Source organism: Thalassospira lohafexi, from assembly GCF_002844275.1.
GTDB lineage: Bacteria > Pseudomonadota > Alphaproteobacteria > Rhodospirillales > Thalassospiraceae > Thalassospira > Thalassospira lohafexi.
The window spans coordinates 398,765-419,416 of the sequence record NZ_NXGX01000003.1 but is presented as its reverse complement, the minus strand read 5'-3'; the positions used below and the strand labels follow the sequence as shown (position 1 = coordinate 419,416).

Below are 20,652 nucleotides of genomic sequence, written 5' to 3'. Positions count from 1 at the left end.
CCGCCTTTAAAATCAGGATCGTTTTCAACTGTGCCTAACCTGCAATCGGGCGTTATTTTGCCTGATGCAGGTGGATGTTGGTCGCACCATGCTTTTGCAAAATCGCCTGTGCCGCACTCTCACCGGTTTTATTGTCCGGGGCAATCCGCACCCACAGGATCACCGACCCGGCATCAATCGCACGGGCAAAATCATCGGTATGCGGGGTGGATGTGACTTCGCCGATAAATTCGCGCAGGGCCACCGCCCCAACACCAGCCCCCACCGCAATTGCCGCCGGCGCGGTTGCCGAACCACCAAACAGCGCAATCGCGCCCGATGCTACCAAGGGCACCTCATATTTGACTTCCCCGACAAGTGCTGTCAGCACATCCCCCCATGACCGCCCGTCTGATCCGGCGACATCAATCGATTCGTGGGAACTCAAAACCGAAAGATCCGTGCGCTTAAAACCGCTATCGCGCAATTCGCGCACGGCCGCGTCAAAACTGTCTTTGGTGTCGAACAAACCTACCAGTTCCGGGGCCTGCGTTGTGGTCTGGTCTTCTGACATTTTGCTGTCTCCTTGATGACTGGTCATCCGTTCGTTTTCACGCCATCATGCCGTCTGGAACGAAAGATCCCTTACTATCTATATTTTACGGAAATTCAGGCGTTGCAATGGCATAGATCAAGTTTTATCACCGCGGCTCCTTGCCCCTCGTAAATGCCTTCAGGGTTTGCTATCAAAACCATCATGAACAATATCGCTGACACATCCGATACCACACCCATCGCACCATCCTTTTCTCTGGAGGGTGCGACCCCGATGATGATCCAGTTCCTTGAAATCAAGGAACAGTATCAGGACTGCCTGCTGTTTTATCGGATGGGCGATTTTTACGAGCTGTTCTTTGACGATGCGGTCAAAGCCGCCGAAGCCCTTGATATTGCCCTGACAAAACGCGGCAAGCATCAAGGTAACGAAATTCCCATGGCCGGTGTTCCCGTCCATAGTCACGAAACATATCTTCAGCGTCTGATCCGCAAGGGATTCCGTGTCGCCGTCTGCGAACAGATGGAAGACCCGGCCGAGGCCAAAAAACGCGGGGCCAAATCCGTGGTCAAACGCGGTGTCGTCCGTCTGATCACGCCGGGCACCCTCACCGAAGACAGCCTGCTTGATGCGCGCCGACACAACTATCTGGCTGCGGTGTCCGAACTGCGCGGCAAGGTTGGCTTGGCATGGCTTGATATGTCGACCGGTGATTTTTACGTTCAGCCGACCGATATGGGCGGATTACCCGCCGCACTTGCGCGTCTTGATCCCGGTGAAATCCTGTTTTCCGACCGGTTGCTCAACCGCCCGGACGTTTTTGACCTTTATTCCGAATATAAAAACATCATCACCCCGCAGCCTTCTGCGCGCTTTGATGCCGAAAACGCGCAATTGCGCCTGAAAAAGCTGTATCAGGTCGAGGCACTCGACGCCTTTGGCGGCTTTGAAGTTGCCGAACTGTCTGCCGCAGGTGCCCTGATTGACTATGTCGAACTGACCCAAAAAGGTCAGATGCCGCGCCTGTCCCCGCCGACCCGCCTTGCCGCCGGGGCGGCAATGGAAATTGATGCCGCCACCCGACGATCCCTAGAACTGATCCAGACCCAGTCAGGGGATCGCAAGGGATCGTTGCTGTCGGTCATTGACCGCACCAAAACCGGGGCCGGTGCGCGTTTGCTGGCCGCCCGTCTGTCGGCCCCGCTGACCAGTGCCGATGACGTTAACAAACGCCTTGATCTGGTCGAATATTTCCATGATCGCGATGGATTGCGGTCTGATTTGCGGTCCGGTCTTGGCGAATGCCCCGATATTGAACGCGCCCTGTCTCGTTTATCCGTCTGGCGTGGGGGGCCGCGCGATTTGGCCGCCATGCGCGATGGGCTGGCGTGTTCCTTTGCCATTGGCAATCTGCTTGAGAAGCCCGATGGCGGCAATGATGGCCTGACCGCCCAACCTGAATCACTTGCCGATCACGTCACCCGCATGGGCCATCACGGCGATCTGATTGATCTTCTGCGCCGCGCCATTGCCGAAAGCCTGCCGCTGATGGCGCGCGATGGCGGCTTTATTGCCGGGGGATATCATCCCCCACTTGATGAATTGCGCATGCTCTCAAGCGAAAGCAAAAAGCTGATCGCCAATCTTCAGGCCCGCTATACCGAGCAAACCGGCATTGCCAACCTTAAGGTCAAACACAACAACGTTCTGGGCTATTTCATCGAAGTGTCGGCCAAAAATGCCGACAAGATGATGGAAGTTGATGAGTTCATTCACCGTCAAACCATGGCCAATGCCGTGCGCTTTACGACCGTGGAACTGTCCGAACTTGAAAGCAAGGTTTCCAAGGCGGGCGATCAGGCCCTCGCCCTTGAACTTGAACTGTTCGAAGAACTGGTTCAGGCCGTTCTTGCCAAGGCCGACGACATTGCCAAATGTGCGCAGGCACTCGCCGGGCTTGATGTTTCTGCTGCCCTTGCCGAACTGGCGCGTGATCGGAACTGCATCCGCCCGCAAATTGATGACAGCCTGTCGTTTGATATTACCGCCGGGCGTCACCCGGTGGTCGAGGCGGCCCTTCGCGAAAATGCCGACTCGCCCTTTGTCGCCAATGATTGCCGCCTTGAGGATGAACAAAGCCTGTGGCTGATCACCGGTCCAAATATGGCTGGTAAATCGACCTTCCTGCGTCAAAACGCCCTGATTGCCGTTTTGGCCCAGATCGGGGCCTTTGTCCCGGCGGCCAAGGCCCATATCGGCGTGATTGACCGGCTATTTTCACGCGTGGGGGCAGCTGATGATCTGGCACGCGGTCGTTCGACCTTCATGGTTGAGATGGTCGAAACCGCCTCGATCCTTAATCAGGCAACCGACCGGTCGCTGGTGATCTTGGATGAAATTGGCCGCGGGACGGCGACCTTTGACGGTCTGTCAATTGCGTGGGCAGTCGTCGAAAACCTTCATGAAATCAACAAATGTCGTGGTCTTTTTGCCACCCACTATCACGAACTGACCGCCCTTGCCGCCAAGCTGGACCATCTGTCATGCCACACCATGCTGATCAAGGAATGGCAGGGCGAGGTTGTCTTCCTCCATGAAGTCGGCCTGGGCAGTGCGGATCGGTCTTATGGTATTCACGTCGCACAATTGGCCGGCCTGCCAAAACCCGTAATCAAGCGCGCCGAACAGGTGCTTAAAACCCTTGAAAAGGGCCAACAGGGCGGCGCGGTTTCAAAACTGGCCGATGACCTGCCCTTGTTCGCCGCCGCCATTGAGCAGGCCGCACAGGAAGACCGCGCAGCCACACCTGCCCTGTCGGACGATCAAAAGGCATTGCTCGATGCCCTTGGTGATATCAATCCCGATGACATGACCCCGCGCGAAGCGCTTGAGGCGCTCTATCGCTTACAGGCATTGCGCGGATAAGCCGATAAAACGCAGGTCGCGGCCAATTGCGGCAAAGCGCATGAAAAACAGGCACCTTGCCCCCATATCAGGCAGGTGCCTGTTTTGATTTAACCGCACCGCCGGCCAGCATCCGCATGATCATGCCGGTCCGGCCTTTGGCATGGCACATGCACTGATGCAGCCAAAACCAATTCCCGCTATGGTGCGAAAAATGGTATTGCAGAACCAGCAGTCAAAAAGGCGCAAGGAAACGGCAGCCCGCTATGTATAAAATCAAGAAACAGCGCGAAATCATTGACCGCAAAAAGGTCTTTGCCGATCTCACGGCGATTGCCAATGATCCCGATCTGAATAACTTCAAACAGCGCAGCGCCCTTCTGACCAAGCTGAAATCGGTGATGGAAAGCGGACGTGACGTCATCCGTGCCCGGTTCGAAGAAAGCAATTCCGGGCAGGATACCGTCTTTTCCAACAGCTTCCTGATGGATCAGATTGTCCGCCTTATTCATGATTTCGCCACCAATTTTATCTATCCGCTGCACAATCCGACCAATGAACAACGCATGTCGGTGGTCGCGGTCGGTGGCTATGGCCGGGGCGATATGGCGCCGCATTCCGATGTCGATATCCTGTTTCTGTTTCCCTACAAACAAACCGCGCACGGCGAACAGGTTGTCGAATTCATCCTCTATATGCTGTGGGATCTTGGCCTGAAAGTCGGGCATGCCACCCGCTCAGTTGATGATTGCCTGCGCATGGGCAAACAGGACATCACCATCCGCACCAACCTGCTCGAAAGCCGGTTCGTCTGGGGCGATGAGGAAACCTATAACGTCTTTCGTGCACGCTTCATGGATGAACTGGTCAAGGGCAGCGGCCTTGAGTTTATTGAAAAGAAACTCGGCGAACGCGATGACCGCCATGTGCGCATGGGCGATTCACGCTATGTCGTCGAACCCAATGTCAAGGACGGCAAAGGCGGCCTGCGGGACCTACATACCCTGTTCTGGATTGGCAAATATCTTTACCGCGTCAATTCCCCGATGGAACTGGTCGATCTAAAAGTCCTGACCCGCAAAGAAGCGCAAGGGTTTTTAAAGGCCCAGAACTTCCTGTGGGCGGTGCGCTGCTGGCTGCATTATCTGTCGGATCGCGAAGAAGACCGTCTGACGTTCGACATGCAACGCGATATCGCCGAACACCTTGGCTATACCGATCATGCCGGGGCATCGGGCGTCGAACGGTTCATGAAGCACTACTATCTGATGGTCAAACATGTCGGCAACCTGACCCGGATTTTCTGTGCCGCCCTTGAAGAACGCCATCAGCGCCGCCCGCTGATCCGGTTTCCCGGCAAACTGTTTGGCACCAAGGAAATCGACGGGTTCGAATTGCGCAATGACCGGCTAACGGTTGAAAACCTCAATGTTTTCAAAAAAGACCCGATCAAGATTTTGCGCCTGTTTCTGGTGGCCAATCAAAACGGGGTCGGCATTCATCCCGAAACGCTACGCTGGGTCACCCAAAGCTTAAAGCACATCGATCACAAGCTGCAAAACGACCCGGACGCCAACGAGGTTTTCCTTGAAATCCTCACCCAGCGTCAAAACCCCGACATTGTCCTTCGTAAAATGAACGAAGCCGGGGTCTTGGGGCGGTTTATCCCTGATTTCGGCCGTGTCGTGGCGCAAATGCAATATGACATGTACCACACCTATACCGTGGACGAGCACACCATCCGCGCGATTGGCGTGCTCAATCAGATTGAAAATGGCGAACTGGTCGATGATGCCCCGGTGGCCACCCGCATCATGGGCAAGGTGATTTCCAGGCGTGTACTTTATGTCGCGGTGTTGCTGCATGACATTGCCAAGGGACGCGGTGGCGATCATTCCGAACTGGGTGCCGAAGTCGCCGAAAAGCTTTGCCCGCGTCTGGGATTATCCCCCGCCGATAGCGAAACCGTCGCATGGCTGGTCAAGGCCCACCTGTGGATGAGCCTGACGGCGTTTAAACGTGACCTCAATGATCCGACGACGATCAAGGCATTTGGTGACCTGGTACAATCGCAGGAACGCTTGCGTTTGTTGCTATGCCTTACCGTCGCCGATATCCGGGCAGTGGGACCAAATGTCTGGAATGGCTGGAAAGCCACCCTTCTGCGCGAACTTTATTATGCTGCCGAGGATCGCCTGTCCGGCGGGCTCAATGCCGACAGCCGCGATTCACGCGTTGCCAATGCCCAGATGGCGCTCCGTGAAGCACTGGTCGACTGGCCAACCGATGACATCGAAGATTTCATTGATCGCGGTTATCCGTCCTATTGGCTCAGTTTTGATACCGACGTTCACGTTCATCACGCCCATCTGACCCGCGACGCCAAGAAAAGTGGCGCTGACATCACGGTTGATGTGCGCATTGATACTGAAATTGACGCCACCGAAATCACCGTTCACACCACCGACCATCCGGGGCTGTTTTCCCAGATTGCCGGGTCAATGGCGCTGTGCGGGGCCAATATTGTCGATGCCAAAATCCTGACACTGGCCGATGGCATGGCGCTGGATACCTTCTTTATTCAGGATGCCAACGACGAAGCCTTTAACGACAAGGCCAAGCTTGAAAAGCTGCGTGAAACCCTCGAACAGGTGATTTCCGGGCGCGTGCGCCCCAGTCAGGAACTCGAACGCCGCCAGATCAAAGATAACAAGCACAGAACCGCCGTCTTTAAGGTCGAACCCAATGTCATTATCGACAACAAGGCCAGCCGCACCCACACGGTGATTGAAATTTCCGCCCGCGACCGCCAAGGATTGCTCTATGACATCACCCGTGCGTTGCGCGATCTGTCACTGCAAATCGCCTCGGCCCGCATTTCGACCTTTGGCGAACGCGCCGTTGACGTTTTCTATGTGAAGGATGTGTTCGGGCTTAAAATCGACAGCCGCACCAAGTTTGTGCAGGTCAAGGAAACCCTTACTCAGGCGATCCAGAACAATTAGGACCACACGCACCAAATGCAGGGTCAGGGCATCAAGGCGACCGTCAGGATCATTGTCCTGACGGTCGCAGTCTAACGCCGCTCGACCGGTTTGATCCCCACTCCTGTGCCACGCAAGGTGACACCCCAGAAAGGATCAAATCCAGTCGAACTAGCCGACTATTTTTAAGCGCGTATCTTTTGGAATTTTAGACGGACGGGGAAGGGCAATCCAAAACTGACGTCGTGACCTGTTATTCACGACATCGCTTTCCTCGGAGTGCAGCAGGTTAAGGTGGATTCCCTTATAATCCCCGACCATCCAAATAATGAGGCTCGCGTCCCAACGAATCTCAGCAAGAGGGAACTTATCGTTATTGAATGCATTTTTCTGTGACGGCTGTCACAGTTGCGGAAAAGAATCATCATACAAATAGATTTCATATTTCTGTGACAAAGATTCGTGCCGTTGGCCGCCGTGATTACGACTTCTTCACCTTCCCCTGTCAGATTTCCCCGATGCCGATACCAAGCTGATACCGGCTCCTTGAAACGGATTAAACACGCAATGTCGCTTGTACGCTCCATCGCCACCGTCAGTGGCTTTACCCTGATCTCGCGCCTTTTGGGGTTCTGTCGTGATATCCTGATTGCCGGGATGTTGGGCGCAGGTGGCATTGCCGATGCGTTTTTTGTCGCGTTTAAATTTCCCAACCTGTTTCGCCGCCTGTTTGGCGAAGGCGCGTTTTCCGCCGCCTTCATTCCGCTTCTGGCCGGGGACATCGAAAAACGCGGACTTGATGTCGCACGTGAATTTGCCGCGCGCGCCATGTCGATGCTGGTGCTCATCACCGGTTTTCTGGTCGCGATCATTGAAATCATCATGCCGTGGGCGATGTATGTCTTTGCCCCCGGATTTGCCGAAGACCCGGAAAAATTCGCGCTTGCCGTCGAACTGTCGCGCATCACCTTCCCGTATCTGGCGTTTATTTCCGCCGTCGCACTGATGTCGGGTGTTCTCAACACCCTGCACCGCTACGCCGCTGCTGCTGCGGCCCCGATTATCCTGAACATCTGTCTGATTGGCGCGCTACTGGGTCTCGCACCCATTACCGAAACCCCTGCCCACGCGTTGGCGTGGGGCGTTGCCTTGGCCGGGGTGGCACAATTTATCTTTCTGGTGATTGCCTGCAAACGTGCCGGATTTGCCATTAAATGGCAGCGACCCAAAATTGATGACCGGGTCAAATTGCTCGGCAAACGCATGATCCCGGGCATGATTGGTGCCGGGGTGTATCAGATCAACCTTTTGATCGATACCATGCTGGCCTCTCTGGTCTCTGACGGCGCGGTGTCGTGGCTGTATTACGCCGACCGGGTTCAGCAACTGCCATTAGGCGTGATTGGCATTGCGATTGGCACGGCCTTGTTGCCCACCCTGTCGCGCCAGTTACAGGGAACCGATCCCGCAGTTGCCATGTACAGCCAAAATCGCGGCATTGAAATCGCCCTGCTTCTGACCCTGCCCGCGGCCGTTGCCCTTGGCGTGATGGGCATTCCGGTAATCAATGTCCTGTTTGAACGCGGTGCCTTTGGCGCAAGCGAAACCCAGATGACCGGTCTGGCGCTGACCATTTTTGCCTTTGGCCTGCCGGCATCGGTTCTGGTTAAAGTCCTCGCACCGGGCTTTTTCGCCCGCGAAGATACCAAAACCCCGATCCGCATTGGCATCTTTGCCATGGTGCTCAACATTGTTCTGATCATTGTTCTGATGCCGCAATTCGGACATTTGGGCATTGCTGCGGCCACATCGACCTCGGTCTGGGTCAATGCATTTTTGCTGGGCTATTTGCTGCGTAAACGCGGCGATTTGACCTTTGATGCCCGGTTGCTTAAACGCGTCCCGCGCATTCTGATCACCTCGGCCTTGATGGGGGCGGCCCTTTGGTTTGCCATTGATATGTTCTGGCAAAATGATGCCACCTCAATCACGCGCATCTTGATCATGGCCACCTGTGTCTGTGGCGGGATTGCAGTGTACGCGCTAAGCGCACAGCTGCTCGGTGCGACCAGCTTCTCGGAACTCAAAGCAACCTTGAAGCGCGGAAAACCCACCGCACAGGAATAATTGGCCTAAAACCCCGCATTTACCGACAAGCTGCTTGACCAAATCGGGTCAGGCGGCTTAACTCCGCGCGTTGGTTTGCAGCTCGTCCGCCGGCGGGTGTCCACAACCTGGCGGAGCTTGCAAACCCGGTTTTGTTTTTATTGAAATGGACGACAGCATCATGGAACGTGTGTTTTCGGGCGCTCAGCCCACCGGTAACCTTCATCTTGGCAACTATCTTGGCGCAATCCGTAACTGGGTTGCTCTGCAAAAAGATTTCGAATGCATCTTCTGCGTTGTGGATATGCATGCCATCACAGTCTGGCAAGACCCCAAAGAACTGCGTTCCAACATCCGCGAACTTGCGGCCAGCATGATCGCCTCGGGCATTGACCCGGAAAAACATGTTCTGTTCAATCAAAGTCAGGTCTCCGCCCATGCCGAACTGGCGTGGATCTTTAACTGTGTCGCACGCATCGGTTGGCTCAACCGCATGACCCAGTTCAAGGAAAAGGCTGGCAAGCATCGCGAAAACGCGTCTCTTGGTCTTTATGCCTATCCCAGCCTGATGGCCGCTGACATTCTGGCCTATAAAGCCACCCATGTTCCGGTCGGCGAAGATCAGAAACAGCATCTTGAACTGGCGCGCGATATCGCGTTGAAATTTAACAATGACTACGAGGTCGAAGGCTTCTTCCCGCAGCCAGAACCCCTGATCCTGGGTCCGGCAACGCGGGTGATGTCGCTGCGCGATGGCTCGAAAAAGATGTCAAAATCCGATCCGTCGGAAATGGCGCGCATCAACATGACCGATGATGCCGACACGCTGGCCAAAAAAATCCGCAAGGCCAAAACCGATCCGGAACCCCTGCCAAGCGAGGCCGCCGGTCTTGAAGACCGCCCGGAAGCCAAGAACCTGATCACCATCTTTGCAGCCCTCACCGACAGCACGGTCGATGCGGTTCTGGCAGAACATGGTGGCACCCAGTTCTCGGGCTTTAAACAATCCCTGACCGACGTGGTGGTAACAAAACTGGCCCCGATCACCGAAGAAATGGCCCGTCTGAACAACGACAACGCCTATATCGATGCGGTTCTGGCCAAGGGTGCGGAGCGCGCCAACGCCATCGCCCAGCCGATCCTGCGCGACGTCAAGGAAACCGTCGGCTTCCTGAATTCATAAACAGCCTCGGCCTGAAACACCAAAAGCCCGTTTGTCCAAGCTTTTCAAGCATGACAGACGGGCTTTTTTCATTTCAGAGGAGTTAAGCCACCTACATTCTGGCACCGCGTCCAATCCGATCTCAGAAACCCCTGTTATCTCTATAGATCTTCCCGACTCTGGCTTTCGCACGCCATGGTCGGGCCTTGTTCAAGGGTACATCGAAAACAGGGTCATCGCGATCCAGCCTCGTGATAACCAAATCCATGTCCGCAGAATTCGGCCCGACACATCGGGTAATCCATCCGCCGTCTGGACCAATGATACCCGCCGCACCGGCATCGGCGCTTTGCATCGGGGTCGCGACACTCATCCACATACAATTGAAACCAGCATGTGCTTGCAGGGCAATGTCGAAAAACGCGCCAAGACCATATGACGAAAACAGAACAGCATCTGCGCCGACTTGTTCATATTCACGGAAAACCTCAGGAAACTGACATTCGATACAGATGGCACATCCAAACCGATAGCCATCCACGTCGAATGTTACGGGCTTCGTACCTGAAACATACCAGCCATCAAGTTCTGTATTTGACAGAAACCGCTTATCGTACCGCGCCAAATGGGCACCGTTATCATCAAAAATATAAAGGCTGTTGTGCGGTAAATCTGAATCCGTATGGCAATGTGCCGCTCCGACCACGGCAAAAATGCCAAGTTCGCCAGACAGTTTTGCAATTTCCGCAAGTTCTGATTCTTGCTGTTCCCAATCGAAAGTCGCCCAGTCATCTGGACGGTCAATCTGGCTTTTTGCGTACCCTGACAAGGCACCTTCGCAAAAATTAATCACACGTGCGCCTTGATGCGCAGCACTTTTCATGGCGCGCCGTATTGCAACACCATTTTCGGAAATGTCACGAGAAACACGTGTCTGGGCGACAGCAAGCTTAATGATGGACATCGCTGGATTATCCACGGCGATCAAGATTAGACAAGCTTCAAGCCAGAAACGATATATCGCAGGCGTCGATTAAATGGCGTTTGCCGGGTTTTGGCGGTTCTGCTGCATGTCCTGATATTTCTTCAGACCATCCATCATGGTTTGGCTAAACCAGGCACCCACCGGCGCATCGCCGTTGATATGGCTGGTCGCTTGCTCCATCAAAGGATGCACGACGGGCGTTGCCGCAGTCTCTTCGTGTTGGGCAACGCTGTTGCTGCTGGTATCGCGGTTAAAGCTTCCGGAAATTTTACCCTGTGCGGCGGACGTGTTGCCCGATGATACAGTTTCTTGTGCCGGGGTTTGGGCCATGGCTTGCGACGAGTCCCGGCCAAGGGCCGCGTTAAACTTTGCCGCCATTTCGGCTGCTGACAATGGCGTTCCACCATTCCTGAAATCAGCAAACGCCTGTGCCGGGCTTACCGAATTTTCCCGGAGCGCGTTTTGATCGGTTGATGGGCGCTGCCCGCTCATGTCCTCAACGGCATCAACATTGGCAGCGGCCTGTTTCGCCTGACGCGATTCGTGGGCTACCATTTCCGGTGACAGGGCAAAGCTGTTGGTGGTCCGACTAACACGGCCACTGCTTTGTGCCCGGGCCCACACCGTATCGCCGCCTTCACTGCTAAAGGATGCCGGGCGGATCGGGTTGCTGCCATTCTGCGGCGAATGGGTCGCCGCTGTTGTCCGGGTCAAGCTCGATACCGGGCTATTGCCGCCAGCCGATGCCATGGCAACGGCCAGTTCGGCTGGATCACTCTGCACCGCCTGCGCCATCTCCTGAAGCGCAGTCGTGCTTTGCGCTGAGGCCTGTGCTGAGGCAGAAGCTTGAGCTGATTTTTGGGGTGCGTTTTCGGCCATAGTCGCAGCCGGTGTTGCTTGCGCCCATGGGGTATTAAGATCAGATGCCTTTGGCCCGGAAATGGTCGAAGCGGCATTTTGCGGCCCCGCATCAAGGGCGGCATATTCAACACCCCCCACAGGCGCGGCCTGAACGATCGTCGATTGTTCTGCTGCTGTGGCAGCAACTCCCGCAGGTCGGCCTTGGTTTGCCTGTCCCGCCATCCACGGCAGAACAAGATCACCCTGATATGTCCCGTCAAAGGAAGCATTTGCAATGGTATCAGCACGGGCCGTCACCGCATCGGGCGCATCCGCGCCAGACGGCGCTGCATCGACAACAGCTGTGCCGTCATCGGTTGGCGCCCCATTAAAACTGTCTCCAAGGAAGGCCATCACATGGGCGCCGGTATCTTCACCACTGACCGCGTCAACAACGGCATCAATTGCCGCCCCCGCCAGTCCGAAGACACCGCCAAACAAACCGCCGCCAACAACGCGGGCGCCATTGCCCAGCTCATCGCCGGTGAGTGACCGATACAGCATCCCGACACCGGGAATATGTTGCAGCGGATTGATCACGTCGAGCACATCGGAAAACTCAAACCCGTCTTCGCCGAACATATATTCGGAAAAGTCGCGCCCTTCTTGCGCGCCATCAACAAGCTGCTCACCCGGACCCGAATTTGCGAATTTGTTGTTCGCAACATCCTTGGTCAGGCCCGCAACACTGCCGGGCGAATTTTGCCGCCAATCTGCACCAATCGACATGTTTGTCCTCCTCTTGCCCCATACTTTGCAAAAGGAGTGCCAGTTTTGGCATAGATCAACACATTGATTTCAAAGGAATTTATCAAAGCACCGCCCGACACAAACCTGCCCGTCGGAATCTTCTGCCGGGTAAGGCCCCGAAAGGACCAATCTGGGTAGAACGTGCCGAAAATGAAGGATTCACGAGCACCGAAGCGCAGCGTACTTAAAGTACGTGAGCATCGAAGCGCAGGGAAACCTTTATTTGCAGGCCGTTCTGCACCGATTGCCTAGAATAGGTGACCCGCGCGGTCTTTCTTGGTTTGCAGATAAAACGCGTTATGGCCGTTGGACGGGAATTTGTGCGGCACACGTTCGGCAACCTTAACGCCCCAACCTTCAAGCCCTTTAAGCTTTTCCGGATTGTTGGTCAGCAACCGGACAGAACCAAAACCCAGTTGGCGCAACATTTCAGCCGCCGGGCGATAGACCCGTTCGTCGGCATCAAAGCCAAGTTCCTCGTTGGCATCAAGCGTATCAAACCCGCGATCCTGAAGGGCATAGGCGCGCAGCTTATTGACAAGCCCGATGCCGCGCCCTTCCTGACGCAGATACAAAATAATGCCACCCTGCCCGCTTTTGGCAATTTCCGAAATCGCCCCGCGCAATTGCGGCCCGCAGTCACAGCGCAGCGACCCGATCAAATCGCCGGTAAAGCATTCTGAATGCAACCGGATCAAAACAGGCTGATCCTTGGCCGGTTCATCAATCACGATGGCCAGATGTTCCTGACCGCCATCTTCGGGGCGAAAGGCAATCACCGTGGCATTTTCCGCATCTTCAAGCGGCACACGGGCCTGACTGACTTCGCGGAGGCTCGCGGCCGATGCATCTTCGTAGCCATTAATGCTTTCAGATTGCAAAACGAGTAAATTTTGCGCGCGGGCCAAGTTTTCGAGCTGATCGGCCCCGACTGGCACCGTAACAACAGCGGGCAACAACCGGGCAAGCTTCGCCAACCGGATTGCCGCTGTTTCAGCCATGCTCACCGCACGCCAGTCGCCTGCAGGCAACTGATCAAGATCAAGCAATGGATTGGCGATTTCGCCCAAACGGGCCGCATCAATCTCTGACTGCCTTTTACTGACAAAGGCCACAAACGAGTCTTGTTCGCACGCACCGCCCAGGGATCTTGCACGTACCCGCGGCAAAATAATTGCCGGGCTTTCGGTGGTGTGGGTGATGTCACACAGGCGCTCAAACCCGGCTTGCGACAAGGGCTCGGCGGCAATCACCGCAACGCTATGGACCGCACCGTCCAAATGGCCCTGAACCAGAACAATTTCACCGCGGCGTAAATCCGCAACCGCACGCGATACTGTCACCAGATCGGTGGCCGGGATTGAATTGCTGTCATTCTGGGCCGTGGCGGCAAAGCTTTGGGTCATTGTTATCTTATCGTTAGGGGTCAGAGGCCATTTAAGCGATCACAACATCGCGATCTGGTCGTAAGGGGCTAGATAACGGGCCGTAATGATTAATATAAGCGAACAGTTCAATCGGGTTTATTCTGATGTCTCGCGCAAAATCGCAGGAAGATAGACATCTTTCAAGGTTTTGTGACGCGGCCAACCAACAGATCATAGCGTTTGGTGGTTGGGATGTATTAATTAATCCGGGTCGGGCAGAGGTCAATGGGTTAAAATGAAAACAGTTTGTTCTTGAAATAGCATTATGCGACGCTCTCCCCAGATATATGGCGGCGCATGAACGGATATTCCACAAAAACAATGGCGCGCCGAAGCGCCATGTCTGATCAAGAAATTGATCCGGGTTCTGACAAGCAGCAAGGGATGGTGAATGTCGACAGGTAAACAGGTTCTCGTCGTTGAAGATGATGCAGCACTCAGCCAGTCTTTGACCGAGCAGCTTCGACTGCACGAGGAATTCGAATGTGTTGTCGCCAACAGTGGCAAGGATGCACTCGATGCCGCGAAAGAAGCCTATTTTGACATGATTTTGCTTGATGTCGGGCTGCCCGATATGGATGGCCGCGATGTCTGCAAATTGATGCGCCGTGCGGGCGTCAAATCCCCGATTATCATGCTAACCGGGGCCAATAGTGATTCCGACACCATCCTTGGCCTTGAATCAGGTGCCAATGATTATGTCACCAAGCCGTTCCGCCTCAATGTGCTTTTGGCGCGCATCCGCGCTCACATCCGCCAGCACGAACAAAGCGAAGACGCGGTCTTTGTCATTGGCCCCTATAGCTTCCAGCCCAGTGCAAAAATTCTGATCGAAACGGTCAGCGAAAAGAAAGTCCGCCTGACGGAAAAGGAAACCTCGATCCTGAAATTCCTGTTCCGTGCAGGCGACAAGCCGGTCACCCGCGAAACGCTGCTTGATGAAGTCTGGGGCTATAACGCCGGGGTTACCACCCACACGCTTGAAACCCATGTCTATCGCCTGCGTCAGAAAATCGAAAAAGACCCGTCAAACGCGACGATTCTGGTCACCGAGCCGGGTGGTTACAAGCTGATCCCGTAAGGTTGGACCATCGCGTGATCATCGGTTTAAAAAAATCCCGCGATAAAAAGCGGGATTTTTTGTCACAAACTTGAATGTCGCGCGTCTTGGATATCGGGCTGATTATCCACAGAAACCCGAAAAATCAGTTTCCATCGGTAATTAGCATGATTATTGCACTTTAAACGCAATTTTTGCTGAATTTTGGGGAAAATATCAAATTCAGCCCCTTTAAAATTGCCTGAAGTGCCGATTAATACCCCCGAGACCCGAAAATTGCCGTTCCAACCCGGATATGTGTCGCACCAAACCGGATTGCGGCCTCGTAATCACTGCTCATGCCCATGCTTCTGATCGCAATCCCGTGACGGTCGGCAATCTTTCCCAGCAATAAAAAATGCGGTGCTGGTTCTTCATCGACCGGAGGAATGCACATCAACCCCGTAATTGGCAAATTCAACTCATCACGGCACATGGCGATAAATTCATCCGCATCATTGGGGGCGATACCAGCCTTTTGCGGTTCTTCACCGGTATTGATCTGAATGAACAAATCCGGGCATTCGCCTGTCGTGTCCCGGTGCTTTGCCAATGCACGGGCCAGTTTTGGCCGATCCACCGTCTCAATCACATCAAACAATCGGGCGGCGTCCTTGACCTTATTGGTCTGAAGCGGCCCAATCAGATGCAATTCCACATCGGGAAATTCATCGCGCAAGCCCGGCCATTTTCCAGCCGCTTCTTGCACCCGGTTTTCGCCAAAAACCCGCCGTCCTTCAACCAATGCCGTGCGCACATGATCTGCTGCGTGGTTTTTGGATACACAGACCAGGGTCACCGACGTTGGATCACGATCAGCAGCCTTACAGGCGGCATTGATATTGTCCTGAATATCGCGCAGGTTCTGTGCAACATCACTATTGCCAGATGACAGATCATGATCGCTCATGGATGATGGATCCTAATGGTTTGAAATACGCCTTACGAAATCGGGATACTATCAATGGACGCCTCCCTGTTAAAGCAGGCACACCAACTGAATTTACGCAATTGCGTTACCAATGGCCCTTTCCCACCGGTTATCCTCATGACCGATGATCACCGCCTGCCCGATCCGGTTGCGGCAATTACAAAACTGCCCCGTCACAGCATGGTGGTTTTTCGCCATTATGATCACCCTGACCGGGCCAGCCTTGCGGCAAAACTGCGTTCGCAATGCCGCCGTCTGGGCCACCGGATGCTGATTGCCAATGACGTTGCACTCGCACTGACCCTTGGCGCCGACGGGGTGCATTTGCCCGAATATCGCATCTGGCAGTCGCCATCGATCTATCGACAAATCCCAGACGGGTTGATCGTCACATCCGCCTGTCACAGCATGACGACAGCCCGGAAATTGTGCCTTTTGCCAGCGAACATTCGCCCCGACGGCCTGTTCATTTCGCCGGTTTTTGCGACCCAAAGCCACCCCGGCGCATCCACCATGCCGTTTGGCGTTGTTCAACGTATTGCGCACATCTGTGCACATCACGCCATCAGCCCGATTGGACTTGGTGGAATCAATCGCAAAAATGTTGGGAAACTGCGCGGGTCAGCCCTTGCGTCTTTGGCCGGGATCGGGTTTTCTGGGGCTTGATCACCCCCGCCGGTGCATGGAGTATCGCCCCGCAATGCCCGCAAAACCGCGCCATAAGCTGCACCCTGCCCGCAAAAAATTCACCCGATTCGCATCCAGGGCGCCGTTTCAGTTCGGCCTGCCCAATGTCAGCCCGACACTGGGCCAATCTTCGGACGGCAGCCCGATTTATTTCACCCGCACCACATCCTTGTTGCGCCAGCAGGCCTTGGCGACCGCACCCTCGGTCCAGATCAAGTCAGATGCTTTCCACCCCCGGGTATTGCCCCGTGCGGCATGGTCGGAAACCGACTTTGCCAAATCCAGTGTTTTGTTTCTGATCCCCGATGATGCACTGGGCGATTGTGTTGGCATGGTGTTGTTCTTTCGCGCCTTTGCGCAAAAATACCCGGATGCAAAAATAGCTGTGCTCAACAGTGCCAGCGCATCGGATATTTTCGCCACGGTTGCCGACATCGAAATCTTCCAACTGTTCATATCGTCAAAACAGCTCGCCCGCTTTGATCACGTGATTGATCTCAGCGAAATGGAAGGCTGGGATACAATTACCCTGATGCCGGTTAACCCCGAAGAATCCCTGTGCACGGCCTTTGCAATATCACCGATTGCCCTGCCGGCGCGCCAACCAATGGCAAAGCCCGGCATGAACATCGGCATTTTGCCCATGGCCTCATCCCCCTTGCGCACCCTGCCCCCGGCATTGGTCCGCGACATCGCGCAAATGCTGGGCAATGCCGGGCATCAGATCACGCTTATTTTGAATGCCTATCAGGGGGTCATGCGCGCCTATAAAGACAGCATTGCCGCCGATAAGCTTGAAAATGTCACCATCATTGACGGATTTCGCACGATTGGCGAACTGATCGGTTTTATGGAAAAACAGGATTACGTCGTGCTGGCCGACAGCGGCCCGGCCCACATCACCAAGCTGTTTCAAACACCGGGCCTTGGGATTTACACATCCGCCGCGGCCAAGGTCCTGCAAGGCCGCCATACAAATTTACGCAACTGGCAAAGCACCTATCGCGGTGATTTTTGTGCCGCCCCCTGCGGGCTTGCCAAACTCCGTGCGACCTCCGATGGCCAGATCGGCTGCATGGGCAGCCTGAAAGTCCCGTTTGAAAAACTTGGCAACCTTCCGGCAGCCAGCAACAAAGCTTTGGCCGAAAAGATGGTTGTCTCATCAACCGTACCTTGTGTATCGCATTTGCAGTCTGATCCAGATGCGATTTTTCAAATTCTCGACGAAGATTTGAAAATACTGGCGACGCCATAAGTCATCGCATCTTATTCGGTGCAATCATCAGCATCAAACACGTCAGGCAGACAAAAAAAGAAGGAGGCGGCCAAAGCCACCTCCTTCACATCTGTAATCCAATTCCGAAGAATTAGAAGTCGAGACGCAGACCGGTAACAACACCGTAGCCGTCATTGTCGCCGCTGATGCCGCTGGTAGCAGAATTGTTGGTGCTGTCTGCTTCCTGGTCAAACCAATAGACAGAAGATTTCCAAGTCACGCCTGCACCAAGGGTGTAAGCCATGCCGAGGTCAACCGTGCTGATATCACCGCTGTTGTCAACTTCTTCGTAACCATAGCCCAAGGATACGGTTGCGGCGTCCATCGCATAGGAAACACCAAGGTCAAACGCATCGAGGTCTTGGTTGGTGGCGTTCAGACCGTAGTCGTCTTCGGTGTGGCCGTAAGAACCACCAACGGTGAAGTTGCCAAAGCCAACAGTCGAACCAAGACCGTACCAGTAACCGTCTTCTGAATGTTCACCGGTGGCAGAAAGACCAAGAGCAACACCGTTGAAGTCATGATCAAAGGCAAGTGCACCAGAAACGATGCTGTCACCGCCGCCGTCTGTGCCATTGTAGCTGTTGCTACCATTGCGCTGGCTGTCGTCAGCATACGACGCACCGGCACGGAAACCACCGAAGGACGGGGTGAAGTAGCTAACGCGGTTCTGATCGCCACTCGAACGGATGGTATCGATCAAATATGCATCGACCCAGTTTGACAAATCACCATCGTTGACGCCAACCGGACCAACCGACGGTGCCTGCAGAGCCATTGAGTCAGCTGCACTGTCGTTCTTACCCATTTCGATGCGACCAAAGCCACCGTTTACGAACAGGTACTGTTCGTCAATCTGGTCACCAGAGGTTTCGCCTTCGAGCTCGATTTTGGCACCAACTTCAATGCCGTTATCAAGGGTGGTTTTGCCCGAGAAGTGAACTTCGGTATCGGACTGGAATGCATTGTTACGGCCACCTGACGGGGTGTTGTCCTGATCAGAGAAACCAGCCCACTGTTCCATGTAACCACCAACTTCAAGCTGGATTTTTTCGGACGCCTGTGCGGAACCGGCAAAAGCAACAGCGGCGAGTGCGCTGGAAGCAAAAAGAATCTTTTTCATCATAACCCTCGAGATAAAAATTGGTTTGAGACGAAGGGGAATGAACCGAGCGGCCCTTCGATCTGTCGAGACCCATAAAACCAATCAAATGACCCTTGGTCAATATCAATAAATGACCATTAGTTATTTATATATCGCAATGTTGCATTTTTGTCACGCAACTAGCCGCAAAGTAGATCTTTTTACTGATCAATCGTCTTATTGTTTTACCATTAAACACCTGCATGATCAGAAAATCACATAAATAAGTGATATAAATAAATAATGGTCATTTAAATATGATGAAAAGCATATTCTCTACAGTCGATTGAAAAGTCACAGGGATTTAGCGATTGAGGAAATGATAATGCGGCATGTGTGGACGTTGTGGATGGTCTAGGACCTAGCCTCTTACCTTGGGGAAACCACTTGAACGATTTTGCCAGAACCGGTTTGACGTAAGCCATCGTTAAAAAACGGTCGGAAAGCCCAACAACCCACTTATCTAGAACCCGAAACCGCGAAGAAATCTATTAGCCGCAAAATCCTAACGTCCCACCAGAAGTTTGATCGCTTTAGGATTTGCTCAACATAGCAACAAACAAAAAAAGAAGGGGGTGGAAAATCCACCCCCTTCAACTTTTCAGCTAATCCGATTAAGGATTAGAAGGAAAGAGCAAGACCGGTAACAGCGCCGTAACCGTCATTGTCGTCAGCATTGCCAGCATTCTGACCTTTGTCATCGAACCAGAAGATAGAAGACTTCCAGGTTACGCCAGCGCCAAGCGTGTAAGCAAGGCCGAGGTCAACGGTGTTGATTTCATCAACGCCGCTGGTCGCTGCATCGGTGGAACCAGCTGCGGTGCTTTCGTTCTCACCATAGCCATAGCTAAGGGACACAGACGCTGCATCCATTGCATAAGCAACGCCGATTTCGAAATCGGTAGTGTCACTAACCTGGGTGGCTGATTGACCCTGGCCGAATTCGCCATCGGTTTCAGAAACAGAACCACCAACGGTGAAGTTACCAAAGCCAACGGTTGCGCCGAGGCCGTACCATTCGCCTTCACCCATGTGCTCACCAACAAGCGAAACACCAAGGGAAACACCGTCGAAGTCGTGACGGAATTCAAGACCACCGGAAACGCGGTTGTCACCGGTTGTTACCGTGTCACTGTTTTCCGAAGAGTCATCATCCGCATAGGACAAACCAGCGCGGAAACCACCCATAACCGGGGTGTAATAGGTCAGACGCTTGGAATCGCCACCAGCCGGAACGGTGTCAGGGAAAGCATTGATAGCAACCCAGTTCGGCAGATCGCCATCGTTGACGCCAACCGGGCCAACAGAAGGACCAGTAATGCCCATGTCAGCAGCAGCGCCGTCTTCGGCACCGAGTTTGACCTGACCGAAGCCGCCATTAACGTACAGGTACTGTTCGTCAACCATGGTGCCTGCGTTGCCGCCTTCACCTTCGAGTTCGATTTTGGCACCAACTTCGATACCGTTATCAAGGGTGGTCGAACCCGAGAAGTGAACTTCGGTGTCGGACTGGAAAGCGTTACGTGATTCACCACGGTCCTGATCAGCAACACCAATCCACTGTTCCATATAACCACCAACCGACAGGCTGATTTTCTCGGAAGCCTGTGCCTGGCCTGCGAATGCGACAGCGACGAGTGCGCTGGAAGCAACAAGAATCTTTTTCATCTTTTCCCTCAACGTCTTTGCAAGCGTTTTACGCTACAAAAATTATTTGGACAGCTTATGCCGCCCGGTTCGAGAAGCATGGAGCCACCAAATG

The 20,652-nt window shown here is 54.0% G+C and carries 13 protein-coding genes and 1 pseudogene; 7 read left to right on the top strand and 7 right to left on the bottom strand.

The features are described from left to right. Window positions 1-52: 52 nt before the first annotated feature. Window positions 53-553 (bottom strand): hypothetical protein, encoded by a 501-nt coding sequence (locus COO92_RS08940; RefSeq protein ID WP_101301476.1) that lies wholly within the window; start codon window positions 551-553, stop codon window positions 53-55. A gap of 183 nt (window positions 554-736) precedes the next feature. Here COO92_RS08940 and mutS point away from each other — a divergent pair, with 183 nt between their 5' ends. The 4 genes and pseudogenes from mutS (at window position 737) to trpS (ending at window position 9,712) form a co-directional block, all read left to right on the top strand. Beyond that, window positions 737-3,460 carry a DNA mismatch repair protein MutS gene (mutS, locus tag COO92_RS08935; protein ID WP_101301474.1) on the top strand — a complete coding sequence of 908 codons (2,724 nt, stop codon included), beginning with the start codon at window positions 737-739 and terminating at the stop codon, window positions 3,458-3,460. A 242-nt stretch (window positions 3,461-3,702) separates the two neighbouring features. After that, window positions 3,703-6,444 (top strand): annotated as a pseudogene (locus COO92_RS08930) ([protein-PII] uridylyltransferase); the annotation flags it as partial. A gap of 546 nt (window positions 6,445-6,990) precedes the next feature. Next, window positions 6,991-8,550, top strand: a complete 1,560-nt coding sequence (murJ, locus tag COO92_RS08925) for a murein biosynthesis integral membrane protein MurJ (RefSeq protein ID WP_101301472.1) — start codon at window positions 6,991-6,993, stop codon at window positions 8,548-8,550. Window positions 8,551-8,710: 160 nt separating this feature from the next. Then, entirely contained in the window at window positions 8,711-9,712 is a 1,002-nt protein-coding gene (trpS, locus tag COO92_RS08920; protein ID WP_101301776.1) for a tryptophan--tRNA ligase, read from the top strand. A gap of 121 nt (window positions 9,713-9,833) precedes the next feature. Here the strand turns inward: trpS and COO92_RS08915 are convergent, their stop codons facing one another. The 3 genes from COO92_RS08915 to ribA all read right to left on the bottom strand — a co-directional run bounded on the left by COO92_RS08915 (window position 9,834) and on the right by ribA (window position 13,732). Beyond that, the gene (locus COO92_RS08915) at window positions 9,834-10,655 is read right to left on the bottom strand and encodes a carbon-nitrogen hydrolase family protein (RefSeq protein ID WP_206186382.1); all 822 of its coding nucleotides are present in this window, start codon (window positions 10,653-10,655) and stop codon (window positions 9,834-9,836) included. Between the two features lie 69 nt (window positions 10,656-10,724). Then, a complete protein-coding gene (locus COO92_RS08910) occupies window positions 10,725-12,305 on the bottom strand; it encodes a hypothetical protein (protein WP_101301470.1) in 1,581 nt (526 codons plus the stop codon). A gap of 269 nt (window positions 12,306-12,574) precedes the next feature. Then, window positions 12,575-13,732 carry a GTP cyclohydrolase II gene (gene ribA / locus COO92_RS08905; RefSeq protein ID WP_101301468.1) on the bottom strand — a complete coding sequence of 386 codons (1,158 nt, stop codon included), beginning with the start codon at window positions 13,730-13,732 and terminating at the stop codon, window positions 12,575-12,577. A 412-nt stretch (window positions 13,733-14,144) separates the two neighbouring features. Between ribA and COO92_RS08900 the strand changes: the two genes are divergently transcribed. After that, entirely contained in the window at window positions 14,145-14,834 is a 690-nt protein-coding gene (locus COO92_RS08900) for a response regulator transcription factor (RefSeq protein ID WP_022733614.1), read from the top strand. A gap of 232 nt (window positions 14,835-15,066) precedes the next feature. Here the strand turns inward: COO92_RS08900 and COO92_RS08895 are convergent, their stop codons facing one another. Further along, a complete protein-coding gene (locus COO92_RS08895) occupies window positions 15,067-15,762 on the bottom strand; it encodes a YggS family pyridoxal phosphate-dependent enzyme (RefSeq protein WP_101301466.1) in 696 nt (231 codons plus the stop codon). A gap of 138 nt (window positions 15,763-15,900) precedes the next feature. On the opposite strand from COO92_RS08895, the gene COO92_RS08890 reads away from it, so the two are divergent. Together COO92_RS08890 and COO92_RS08885 are read left to right on the top strand one after the other, a co-directional pair. Continuing rightward, the gene (locus tag COO92_RS08890; RefSeq protein ID WP_165792306.1) at window positions 15,901-16,449 is read left to right on the top strand and encodes a thiamine phosphate synthase; all 549 of its coding nucleotides are present in this window, start codon (window positions 15,901-15,903) and stop codon (window positions 16,447-16,449) included. Between the two features lie 34 nt (window positions 16,450-16,483). Further along, the gene (locus tag COO92_RS08885; protein WP_101301463.1) at window positions 16,484-17,725 is read left to right on the top strand and encodes a glycosyltransferase family 9 protein; all 1,242 of its coding nucleotides are present in this window, start codon (window positions 16,484-16,486) and stop codon (window positions 17,723-17,725) included. A gap of 112 nt (window positions 17,726-17,837) precedes the next feature. On the opposite strand, the gene COO92_RS08880 is transcribed toward COO92_RS08885, so the two are convergent. Beyond that, entirely contained in the window at window positions 17,838-18,869 is a 1,032-nt protein-coding gene (locus COO92_RS08880) for a porin (RefSeq protein WP_101301773.1), read from the bottom strand. Window positions 18,870-19,511: 642 nt separating this feature from the next. Continuing rightward, window positions 19,512-20,558, bottom strand: a complete 1,047-nt coding sequence (locus COO92_RS08875) for a porin (RefSeq protein ID WP_101301461.1) — start codon at window positions 20,556-20,558, stop codon at window positions 19,512-19,514. Window positions 20,559-20,652 lie beyond the last annotated feature (94 nt).